Here is a 12514-nt window from a genome sequence, read left to right as displayed (position 1 = left end):
TAAATTCGTAATCCAAAATTAATTAATTCAACCAAACTCATGAAAAAAACACTTGTAGGACTTCTTGTTTTTCTTACCATTACACTCGTTAGTTGTAAATCTGATAAAAAAGAAAACAACAGCAATACAGATGCAGACTTCGCGTCATTTGAAACCAAATTTCTAGATGCGTATTGGAAACAATATCCTTCGGGTTCTATAGCTCAGGGTTATGGCAAATATTATGACAAATTAGTTGTGCCAAACGCAGCTACTTTTGAAAACAATGTTGCCTTTTCTAAAAAATGGTTAGCCGATTTAGACGCTTTGGAATATGACAAACTAAGCGACAACAACAAAATCAGTAGTAACATTATCAAAAACCAGTTGGAAAGCGATATTTGGTACATAACCGTTTTTAAACAACAAGAATGGGATGCTTCTGTATACAATATCAGCAGTTCTTGCGATTATATAATCAATCAGCCGTATGCGCCTTTGGATGAACGCTTGAAAATCCTAACTAAATATCTGGAGAATTCGGATGCGTATTACAAAGCGGCTCTGGAGAATTTGAAACAACCAACCAAAGAGCATTTGGAAATGGCTATCAATCAAAACAGAGGTGGAATGCAGTTGTTTGGCAAATCACTTTTCGATTCGATTGCGGCTTCTCATTTGAATTCGGCCGAAAAAGATGTGCTGGAAAAAAATATCACAAAAGCATTGACTGCAATGGTTGATTATGTAAAAGGTTTGCAAAAAATCGATGAAGACAAAAACTTCAAATTCAAAGATTACAGAATTGGTAAAAAACTGTTTGCCGAAAAATTCAAATACGACTTAGCCACCGATTTTACCCCGGAACAGATTTATGACAAGGCTGTAGCCGATAAGAAAATGTGGCACAATAAAATGTATGTTACAGCCGATAAAGTGTGGACAAAATACTATCCAACACAAGTTAAACCAAAAGACAGTTTAGACGTAATCCGAATGGTATTAAGCAAAATGCAGGACAATCACGCTACACCGGCTAATTTTTATCCAACGCTAAAAAAACAAGTAACTGATTTGAAAAAATTCATTATCGAGAAAAACCTATTCGATTTTGATACTGCCTCTACTCCAATTGTAGTTCGCTACATGCCGGAATACGCCCGAGGTTTTGCATTGGCAAGCGCTGAATTTATTCCACCCTATCAAAAAAAGGGAACAACCTATTACAATATTGATGACGTAACCCAATATTCGCCAGCTAAAGCGGAAAGTGCTTTGCGCGAAACCAATACTTATTCTTCTCAGATATTATCCATCCACGAAGCCGTTCCCGGGCATTGCTTACAAGGAATTTACAACAACAAAAAATCACCAGATGTATTGCGTTCTGTATTCCAAAATGGCGCTATGATCGAAGGCTGGGCTGTATATACTGAAGGTATGATGGTAGAAAATGGTTGGGGAAATCACGAGCCTGAAATCGAGTTGGCATTGGGCGTTTGGAAACTTCGTGAGTTAGCCAATGTGATTATTGATTACGATATTCAATGCTTAAACAAACCTAAAGAAGACATTGTAAAATTATTATCGAAAGAATGTTTTCAAACCGATCAACAAGTTGAAGAGAAATACCACAGAGCTACTGTTTCGCAAGTACAGCTTTGTTCCTATTTCAGCGGTTCAACAGCCATCCAACAATTGAGAGATGACTATAAAAAGAAAATGGGTAACAAGTATAGTTTGAAAGATTTCCACGAGAAATTCTTAAGCTTTGGTAGTTCGCCTGTGAAATATATTCGAGAGCGAATGTTAGACTAATTTTTAGCAAATCACACTAAAGGCATTCCTAATGGAGTGCTTTTTTTTTATTATATTAGCCTACAAAACATTACATTATGAAAACCAACAAACTATTTTCAATCCAGTTTTTTATTATTACCCTTTTGTGTGTTTCTAATGGAAATGCTCAAAAAACGAATCACGAAACCGCTGTAAGTGCTGCTGCCGACAAAATAGAATCCAAAGTAATCGCCTGGCGACACGATTTTCACGAACATCCGGAACTTGGAAATCATGAAGTCAGAACTGGAGCTATAATTGCGAAACAATTGCAATCGTTAGGTATTGAAGTAAAAACCGGAGTCGGAATCACAGGCGTAGTCGGTATTTTAAAAGGAGACAAACCCGGACCGGTAGTAGCACTTCGCGCCGATATGGATGCATTACCAGTAGAAGAAAAAAACAATTTGCCTTATTGTTCCAAAGTAAAAACCATGTACAACGGAAAAGAAACTTCGGTGATGCACGCTTGCGGTCACGACGCGCATGTAGCTATTTTAATGGGAGTTGCAGAAATACTTTCCGGTATGAAAAAAGAATTAAAAGGAAGTGTGAAATTTATCTTTCAGCCAGCCGAAGAAGGTGTTCCTGCCGGAGAAGAAGGTGGAGCAGCATTAATGATAAAAGAAGGAGTAATGGAAAACCCAAAAGTAGATGTGATCTTTGGGCTGCACATGGCCGCCCAGACTGAAGTAGGTAAAATTAATTATCGTCCTGGTGGTTTCATGGCAGCCGTTGGAACTGTAAAAATAACAGTAAACGGAAAACCATCTCATGGGGCACAACCTTGGCTGGCGGTTGACCCTATTGTAGTCGCTGCTCAAATAATTAATAACTTACAAACTATTGTTAGCCGTAATGTTAACATAACACAAAATCCTGCGGTGGTCACAATCGCCTCTATTCATGGGGGCAACCGTGACAATATTATTTCAGAAAATGTAGAAATGCTAGGAACGGTAAGAACGTTTACAGATGATGATGAAAAATTCATCTACAGTCGAATAAGACAAATTGCCGAAAAAACGGCTGAAGCTGCCGGAGCAACTGCAGATGTAATATTGCCTTATGAACACTATTATCCAGTTACTTTCAATAACGAAAAACTAACAGCAGCAATGTTGCCTACACTACAAAAATCAGCTGGTATAGAAAATGTCCGATTAGTACCTGCAATTACTGGTGCTGAAGATTTCTCTTTCTTCCAACAAAAAGTGCCAGGTATCTACTTTTTTATTGGTGGTTTACCAAAAGGCGCCGATGCTAAAACCTCAGGACCACATCACACTCCAACATTTATAATCGATGATAGTGCATTCAAAACCGGACTAAAAGCATTATCCAATTTGGTGTTGGATTATATGGAAATGAATAAGAAATAAATAAATCTTTTCGACCGGAAATAGTATTGCTATAACAAATCTCATAATTATATATCGTAAATTAGCCATATCAAATCATAAAGATAATGTGGTGGCAATATTGTTTAGTTTTCTTGGGTGCTTTGTTGTTTGACATTGTTCCGTTCCCATTTCTTCCGGCATTTACTATTATGCTTTTTTTGCAAATTTTTTTCCATTTAAATCTATGGGCATCTATTTGTATTGGAGTGGCTGGTTCTATATTGGGGCGCTATATTCTCACCTTATATATACCATTCATTTCAGACAAATATTTTAAACCGGCAAAAAATGAGGATATTATGTTCCTTGGTAAAAAATTAAAAGAAAAAGGATGGAAAAGCCAGTTAGTAATTATTGCTTATTCACTCTTACCGCTTCCAACAACGCCTCTTTTTGTGGCAGGCGGAATGTCGAAAATTAGTCCATTGTATATTATTCCGGCTTTCTTTGTGGGTAAATTTATCAGTGATACAATAGCGCTTTCATTTGGGAAATTTGCCTCAGAAAATATCGAAACCATAGAGAATCATATTATTTCATGGCAATCTATTAGTGGGTTTCTTGCTTCTTTATTGCTTCTATTTGCGCTTATATTTATTGATTGGCGTACGTTAATTCAGAAAAAGAAATTTTTACTCAAATTTAAAGTCTTTAAATAAAAAACCCTTTCCGATTAGAAAGGGTTTCTTTTTATAATCCAGCGACAGCTTTTATTTCGTCAATAATCCTAATAGCCAAATCGTCTGCTAATTGTTGCGTTTGCGCTTCAGTATAAATCCTGATAATTGGCTCTGTATTCGATTTTCTTAAATGAACCCAGTTTTCAGCAAAGTCGATTTTCACACCATCAATAGTAGTGATGTCTTCGTTTTTGTATTTCTCAGTCATGGCAACCAAAATGGCATCTACATCAATTTGTGGAGTCAGTTCAATTTTGTTTTTGCTCATATAATATTGCGGGTACGATGCTCTCAATTCAGCAACCGTCATATCAAGATTTGCCAAATGCGTTAAGAACAAAGCTACTCCAACCAAACTATCTCTTCCATAATGTGATTCCGGATAAATGATTCCACCGTTGCCTTCGCCACCAATAATTGCATTGGTTTTCTTCATCAACTCAACAACATTTACTTCTCCAACGGCACTCGCCTGATAGCTTCCATTATGTTTGTCTGTGATATCGCGTAAAGCACGAGAAGATGACATGTTAGAAACCGTATTTCCTGGAGTTTTACTCAATACATAATCGGCACAAGTCACCAAAGTATATTCTTCACCAAACATTTCACCATCGTTAGAAATGAAAGCCAGACGGTCAACATCCGGATCAACTACAATTCCAAAATCGGCTTTTTCTTCTATAACCAATTTACAGATATCGCCTAAATGCTCTTTCAAAGGTTCCGGATTATGCGGAAAATGTCCGTTGGGTTCACAATATAATTTCACGCACTTTACTCCCATTTGCTCCAATAATTTCGGGATAATAATACCTCCCGAAGAATTTACGCCATCAACAACCACCTTGAATTTTCTTTTGGCAACCGCTTCCGCATCCACTAAAGGCAAATCTAAAACCTCATCAATATGAATATCCATATAAGCGTCATTCACTGTAATTTCTCCCAAAGAATCCACATCCGAAAAATCAAAAGCTTCGGATTCGGCAATTTCTAATATCAATTCGCCTTCTTTTCCGCTTAAAAATTCACCTTTGGCATTCAACAATTTTAAAGCGTTCCATTGTTTTGGATTGTGTGATGCCGTTAGAATAATTCCACCATCAGCTGCTTCCATTGGCACAGCAATTTCAACGGTTGGTGTTGTTGACAATCCCAAATCGATAACATCAATGCCTAATCCAAGTAAGGTATTCATCACCAAATTGTGAATCATTGGTCCAGAAATTCTGGCGTCACGTCCAATAACCACTTTTAATTTTTTTCCATCTTCCAACTTTCCACTTCCATTTTTCAAAAAAGTCCCATAGGCCGAAGCGAATTTCACTGCATCAACAGGCGTTAAATTATCTCCAACTTTTCCGCCAATAGTTCCACGAATTCCTGATATAGATTTTATTAAAGTCATTTTTTATTATTATGAATTTTGAATTAGAAATTTTAAATATTTACAAATATAAAGAATGGTAATTTTCAATTCTAATTTAAAATTCAAAATTTCTAATTTAAAATTCCTAAATTAGGCACATGAACTTCCTAGCACACATTTATCTTTCTGGTGACAACGATTTGGTGAAAATCGGGAACTTTATGGCGGACAGCATTCGTGGGCATAGCTATGATATTTATCCAATGGAAATTCAAAAAGGAATTCTACTGCACCGTTCTATAGATAGTTTTACCGATATGCATCCCATTTATAGGCAAAGCAAACACCGTTTACACAAAAAATACGGCCATTATTCAGGTGTGATTATGGATATTTTTTATGACCATTTTCTAGCTAAAAACTGGAGCACTTATTCCGATGTAAAACTGGAAGTCTATGCAGACACCTTTTACCATCTTCTCAAAGAACATTACGAAATCCTGACAGACAAAGTCAAAAGTATGATTCCTTATATGTTTGCCAGAAATTGGTTGGTAAGTTATGCCACAATTGATGGTCTGCAAATGATAATGTTTCATATGGATCATCGCACTAAAAACCGTGTCGACATGCACGAATCCATGGTGGAACTTCAGCAATTTTACTCCGAATTTGAACAAGAGTTTACTTTGTTTTTTGAAGAATTACGTCAGCATTGTGCTGATAAATTAAAAGAATTGAATGGTTAATTTATGAAAAAGATTTTCCTATTATTTCTATTTATTCCTTCCTCTATTTTCTCCCAACAAAATGGATTGATTGCCGATAAAGCGATGGTCGTTTCGGCACGAGAAGAAGCTTCCAAAATTGGCGTTGCTATTATAAAAAAAGGTGGTAATGCATTCGATGCTATGATTGCTTCTCAATTGGCTTTAGCCGTAGCTTATCCTTATGCCGGAAACATTTCCGGTGGCGGTTTTATGGTATATCGAAAAGCAAATGGCGATGTTGGTTCATTAGATTTTCGCGAAAAAGCTCCACAGAAAGCTTCCGAAAATATGTATCTCGATAAATCTGGAAATTTGATTCCAAAGTTGAGTACCGATGGCGCTTTATCTGTAGGAATTCCAGGAAGTGTTGCCGCTATTTTTGAAGTGCATAAAAAATTTGGTAAACTTCCTTTAGCAACTTTGTTTCAACCAGCAATTGATTTAGCCTTAAAAGGAATAATTGTTACCGAAAAAGAAAAAGTCAAACTAGATCAATATCGTGACATTATAGTTAAAATCAGCGGCAACAAAACCTTATACAATAAAACATTTAAAGTTGGTGATACTATCAAATATCAAGCTTTAGCCAATACGCTGAAACAAATTCTGAAAAACGGAAAAGACGAGTTCTACAAAGGAAAAACAGCCAAAAAATTAGTCGCTTTTTTGAAACAAAAAGGAGGCATCATTTCCATGAAAGATTTAGCCGATTACAAAGTCGTTTGGCGCAAACCGATAACTTTTAGATACAAACAATTGAATATTATTTCGATGGCGCCACCATCAAGTGGTGGAATTACTTTGGCGCAAATCATGAAGATGATTGAACCTTATGATGTTTCTACCTTCAAACACAATTCAACACAATACATCCAGCTTTTAGCAGAAGCTGAACGAAGAGCTTATGCCGACAGAAACTATTTTCTCGGTGATCCCGATTTCGTGAAAATTCCGCAAAAACAATTACTGAATGAAACCTATCTGAAAGACCGAATGCAAAATTTTTCTTTTGACAAAGCTACTACTTCTGCTGATGTAAGCCACGGAGATGTTTCCGTTTATGAAAGTATGGAAACCACACATTATTCTATTGTTGATACCGAAGGCAATGCCGTTGCTGTTACAACTACTCTAAACGATGCTTATGGTTCCAAATTGTATTGCGACGAATTAGGTTTCTTTTTAAACGACCAGATGGATGATTTTTCAGCAAAACCAGGCGTTCCAAATCTTTACGGTTTAGTTGGAGCTGAAGCCAATAGCATAGCACCAAGAAAGAGAATGCTGAGTTCGATGACACCAACCATTGTTGAGAAAAACGGAAAACTATTAATGCTGTTAGGTTCGCCCGGTGGTTCCACAATTATAACTTCGGTATTGCAAACGATTTTGAATGTATATGAATTTAAAATGACCATGCAAGAAGCTGTTGCCTCTCCCAGATTTCACAACCAATGGCTGCCGGATGATATCATGGTAGAACCCAATAAATTTGATAAAACTACTTTACAACACTTGATATCCAAAGGATATAATATCAATGAAAAATTTGCTCCTGTTTTAGGAAAAGTAGATGCCATCTTAGTACAACCTGACGGAAAACTTGAAGGCGGAGCTGATTTTCGTGGCGATGATAAAGCGGCGGGATTTTAGATTGCTGAATTTTGATTTTAGAATTGATAATTTAAAATAGTATTTTAGCAGATTCAAAGATTTGAACAAATGTCGAAGACTAAAGCTTCCAATTTTAAGATTGTTTTCAGAAGTATTTTCAGAAGAGCAGAAAATCTAATTTTCCTTTTGAAAGATAAACTAAGCGAACGTAATTTTATTTACTTTGCAAGTGTTCTTGTAGCAATCACATGTTCTTTTGCCGTAATTATTCTAAAAAGTTTTGCCCATAATATTTTCCTTTGGGCTAATGACATAAATGGTTATTTAAAACTTCCGTATATAAACAGTTTACTGCCGATTGCCGGTATTTTATTAACCGTTTTTGTTGTTCGGAATTTTTTAAACAATCACATAGAAAAAGGAAGTTCCAAAATACTTTACGCTGTCGCCCGAAAAGGAGGTATCGTTCCCAAAAAACAAATGTACGCTCAAATCGTAACTAGCTCTCTAACTGTTGGTCTCGGTGGTTCTGCCGGATTGGAAAGCCCAATTGTAATTACAGGTGCCGCTTTTGGTTCCAACTTCGCACAGAAATATCATTTATCGCAAAAAGATAGAATTTTACTATTAGCTTGTGGTGTCGCAGCCGGAATTGGAGCTGCTTTTAATGCGCCCATTGCTGGTGTTTTATTCGCTATTGAAGTTGTTTTGACCGATGTTTCGATTTCAGCTTTTATTCCAATTATTATTTCAGCGGCTACAGGTGCCCTGATTTCTAAAGTAGCCTTGAGCTCAGACACAATACTAAATTTTGAACAAAGCTTGAAATTTGATTATCACAACACACCTTTTTATATTTTACTCGGAGTTTTAGCTGGATTTGCTTCTATTTATCACGCCCGAAACTTTCAACGTATTGAAAAATTCTTCGGTACCTTTAGAAACAAAGGCTATAGAAGAGCCTTGTTTGGTGCTTCTATCTTGGCAATTTTAATTTTCTTTTTTCCAACCTTGTTTGGGGAAGGTTACGAAAGCATCAAAACATTGGCGTCCAAAAACCCAAACATTTTATTGGATAATACGATGCTCGAACCATTCAAAAGCAGCGAGTGGGTTTTACTGGCGTTTGTTGGCGTTACGATGTTGCTAAAAGCGTTTGCTACTGGACTAACATTGGGAAGCGGTGGAAATGGTGGAAACTTTGCGCCTTCGCTTTTTGTAGGTTCCTACCTTGGTTTTTTTGTTGCCAAAACGGTTAATCTTCTAAACTTCACACATCATTTACCAATTGCGAATTTTACTATCGTTGGTATGGCCGGAATCCTGAGTGGCTTGTTTCATGCGCCTTTAACTGCTATTTTCCTTATCGGTGAAATTACCGGTGGTTATGATTTGATGGTGCCGCTGATGATAGTTTCTTCTGTGAGTTATGCGGTTTCCAAACAATTCGAAAAACATTCGATGGATGTAAAAGCATTGGCCGATAAAGGCGATGTTTTCACAAGTGATAAAGACAAAAACATTTTGCAAAGTATTGATATTTATAAGCTTGTTCAAAAAAAATACAAAACATTAACGCTTGATAACACAGTAGAAAGTGCCATAAAGATTTTCTCCACCACCGAACAAAAAATAATTCCCATAGTTGATGAAGATAAAAACCTGATTGGTATAATAGATTTTGAAGCTGTAAAAGCAGTTATTTTCAATCCATACACTGTGAAATTTATGTCTATTAATGAAGTTATAAGTCAGCCGGAAACTATTATTCTACTGGAAGACAAACCTGAAAAAGTGATGAGGCAATTTGAAGCATCTAATGCTATTATTTTACCTGTAATTCAAAAAGGAAAATACTTTGGTTTCCTTTCTAAAATTGACCTACTCGAAAACTACCGCCAGCGTTTAAAAGAGATGATAATAGATTAACCTTTTTTAAAAATAACTTCTTAACTCATTACTATAAATTCCAAGCCAAAATAGTATCTTTGCGCTTTGCAAAAAATGCTATGCTAGATACTGAAAATACGATTGAAGTTCTTGGTGCCCGAGTGCACAATCTGAAGAATATAGACATCTCGATTCCCAGAGAAAAATTGGTCGTTATAACCGGACTTTCGGGTTCGGGAAAATCGTCTTTAGCATTTGACACCATTTACGCCGAAGGGCAACGTCGTTACATCGAAACGTTTTCGGCTTATGCACGTCAATTTCTTGGTGGATTAGAACGTCCTGATGTTGATAAAATAGATGGACTTTCTCCTGTAATTGCCATCGAACAAAAAACTACGAGTAAAAGTCCGCGTTCTACTGTTGGAACTATTACTGAAATTTATGATTTCCTGCGACTGTTATATGCACGTGCTGGAGAAGCTTTCAGTTATGTAACTGGCGAGAAAATGGTTTCCTATTCGGATGAACAAATCAAAGAATTGATAATCAAAAATTTCACTGGGAAACGTATCAACATTTTAGCTCCAATTATCCGTGCCCGAAAAGGTCATTACGCCGAATTGTTCCAGCAGATTACCAAACAAGGTTTTGTAAAAGTTCGCGTCAATGGTGAAGTTCAGGATTTGCTTCCTGGCATGAAACTCGATCGTTACAAAACACATGATATCGAAATTGTCATCGACAGAATGGTAATTGAGAATACTGAAGATAATGAAAAGCGCTTAACTGAAAGCATCAAAACCGCGATGTACCATGGCGAAAATGTATTGATGATTTTGGATCAGGACACGAATGAAGTTCGTTATTTCAGTCGGAATTTAATGTGTCCGACGTCTGGAATTTCATACCAAAATCCGGAACCGAATTTGTTTTCCTTCAATTCACCGAAAGGTGCCTGCGAAGTCTGTAAAGGATTAGGAACTGTGCACGAAATCAATCTGAAAAAGATTATTCCAAATCCAAAATTGTCTATCAAAAATGGCGGCTTTGCTCCGCTTGGCGAATATAAAAGCTCATGGATGTTCAAGCAAATGGAAATCATTGGCGAAAAATTCGAATTCACTTTAACTGACGCCATAGAGAAAATTTCGGAAGAAGCTATGGAAGTTATTTTGCACGGTGGAAAGGAAAAATTCTCAGTCGAATCGAAAACATTAGGCATTACTAAAGAATATAAAATTGAATTTGAAGGAATTTCGCATTTCATCAAAAATCAATACGACGAAAGTCCGTCAACATCTATAAAACGTTGGGCAAAAGAATTCATGGACGAAGTAAGTTGTCCAGAATGTCATGGTTCGCGTTTGAAAAAAGAAGCCATGTATTTCCGAATTTACAAGAAAAACATTTTCGATTTATCGACTATGGATATCTCAGAATTATCGGCTTGGTTTGAGGATTTAGACAATCATTTGAATGATAAGCAAAAAATCATCGCAACCGAAATCGTCAAAGAAATTAAAGATCGTTTACGCTTTTTAGTGAATGTTGGTCTGAATTATTTATCGATAAATCGGAGTTCAAAATCGCTTTCCGGCGGTGAAGCACAGCGTATTCGTTTGGCAACACAAATTGGTTCACAGTTGGTTGGTGTACTTTATATTTTGGACGAACCAAGTATTGGTTTACATCAAAGAGACAATGAAAAACTAATTCATTCGTTAGAACAATTACGCGATATTGGCAATTCAGTTCTGGTTGTTGAGCACGACAAAGACATGATAGAACGCGCTGATTATGTGATTGACATCGGACCAAAAGCCGGAAAATTTGGTGGCGAAATCATCAGCAAAGGAACTCCAAAAGAATTGCTGAAAGAACACACGATGACGGCCATGTATCTGAACGGTGAAATGAAAATTGAGGTTCCGAAAAAGCGTCGTGAGGGAAACGGAAAGTTTCTAAAATTAACCGGAGCAACAGGAAATAATCTAAAAAATGTTTCCATCGAATTGCCTTTGGGAAAACTGATTTGCGTGACCGGAGTTTCGGGAAGCGGAAAATCAACTTTGATTAATGAAACGCTATATCCTATTCTGAATGCTTATTATTTTAATGGCGTCAAAAAACCACAACCGTATAAAAAAATTGAAGGTTTAGAACATATTGATAAAGTAATTGACATCGACCAAAGTCCGATTGGCAGAACTCCACGTTCCAATCCGGCGACATATACCGATGTTTTTTCGGAAATCAGAAGTTTGTACACGATGACACCTGAAGCCATGATTCGTGGTTATAAAGCCGGAAGATTTAGTTTCAACGTTTCCGGCGGAAGATGTGAAACCTGCGAAGGTTCGGGCGTTCGAACAATTGAAATGAGTTTCTTGCCAGATGTTTATGTTGAATGTGAAACCTGTCAGGGAAAGCGTTTCAACAGAGAAACTTTGGAAATTCGATACAAAGGAAAATCCATTTCGGATGTGTTGAATATGACTGTGGATGAAGCGGTACCATTTTTTGAAAACATACCGAAAATATATCGAAAAGTAAAAACGATTCAGGATGTTGGTTTGGGTTATATAACTTTGGGACAACAAAGCACAACACTTTCGGGCGGTGAAGCGCAACGTATCAAATTGGCAACAGAATTATCTAAAAAAGATACCGGAAACACCTTTTACATTATGGATGAACCTACGACTGGTTTGCATTTTGAAGACATTCGGGTACTGATGGATGTGATTAACAAACTAGTAGAGAAAGGCAATTCTGTTTTGATTATCGAACACAATATGGATGTAATTAAATTAGCAGATTATATTATTGATATTGGTCCGGAAGGCGGAAAAGCCGGCGGCGAAATTGTTGCCAAAGGAACACCAGAAGAAATTATAAAGAATAAGAAAAGCTTCACTGCAGAGTTTTTGAAAAAAGAATTACTTTAGCAGGCTGTTTTTAGCC

General features: G+C 36.7%; 8 protein-coding genes. 7 read left to right on the top strand and 1 reads right to left on the bottom strand.

The annotated features are described in order from the left end of the window. The first annotated feature begins 39 nt into the window (after positions 1–39). The 3 genes from QWY90_RS04480 (at position 40) to QWY90_RS04470 (ending at position 3880) form a co-directional block, all read left to right on the top strand. Positions 40–1797 (top strand): DUF885 domain-containing protein, encoded by a 1758-nt coding sequence (locus QWY90_RS04480; protein WP_290284662.1) that lies wholly within the window; start codon positions 40–42, stop codon positions 1795–1797. A 77-nt stretch (positions 1798–1874) separates the two neighbouring features. Next, on the top strand, positions 1875–3200 hold the full coding sequence (locus QWY90_RS04475) for an amidohydrolase (RefSeq protein ID WP_290284661.1): 1326 nt from the start codon (positions 1875–1877) through the stop codon (positions 3198–3200). Between the two features lie 86 nt (positions 3201–3286). Further along, the gene (locus tag QWY90_RS04470) at positions 3287–3880 is read left to right on the top strand and encodes an SNARE-associated domain-containing protein (RefSeq protein WP_290284660.1); all 594 of its coding nucleotides are present in this window, start codon (positions 3287–3289) and stop codon (positions 3878–3880) included. 31 nt (positions 3881–3911) lie between these two features. Here QWY90_RS04470 and glmM read toward each other — a convergent pair whose 3' ends face one another. Continuing rightward, the gene (gene glmM / locus QWY90_RS04465) at positions 3912–5312 is read right to left on the bottom strand and encodes a phosphoglucosamine mutase (RefSeq protein ID WP_290284658.1); all 1401 of its coding nucleotides are present in this window, start codon (positions 5310–5312) and stop codon (positions 3912–3914) included. 119 nt (positions 5313–5431) lie between these two features. Here glmM and QWY90_RS04460 point away from each other — a divergent pair, with 119 nt between their 5' ends. From QWY90_RS04460 to uvrA, 4 genes are all read left to right on the top strand, one after another. After that, on the top strand, positions 5432–6022 hold the full coding sequence (locus QWY90_RS04460; RefSeq protein WP_290284657.1) for an acyl carrier protein phosphodiesterase: 591 nt from the start codon (positions 5432–5434) through the stop codon (positions 6020–6022). A 3-nt stretch (positions 6023–6025) separates the two neighbouring features. Beyond that, a complete protein-coding gene (ggt, locus tag QWY90_RS04455) occupies positions 6026–7696 on the top strand; it encodes a gamma-glutamyltransferase (RefSeq protein ID WP_290284656.1) in 1671 nt (556 codons plus the stop codon). 69 nt (positions 7697–7765) lie between these two features. Beyond that, positions 7766–9586 carry a chloride channel protein gene (locus QWY90_RS04450; protein ID WP_290284655.1) on the top strand — a complete coding sequence of 607 codons (1821 nt, stop codon included), beginning with the start codon at positions 7766–7768 and terminating at the stop codon, positions 9584–9586. A gap of 80 nt (positions 9587–9666) precedes the next feature. Beyond that, positions 9667–12498 carry an excinuclease ABC subunit UvrA gene (uvrA, locus tag QWY90_RS04445; RefSeq protein WP_290284654.1) on the top strand — a complete coding sequence of 944 codons (2832 nt, stop codon included), beginning with the start codon at positions 9667–9669 and terminating at the stop codon, positions 12496–12498. Positions 12499–12514: the final 16 nt, after the last annotated feature.

It is taken from the genome of Flavobacterium paronense (genome assembly GCF_030409795.1).
Taxonomy (GTDB): Bacteria; Bacteroidota; Bacteroidia; order Flavobacteriales; family Flavobacteriaceae; genus Flavobacterium; species Flavobacterium paronense.
This window is presented reverse-complemented; position numbering and strand designations above follow the sequence as displayed.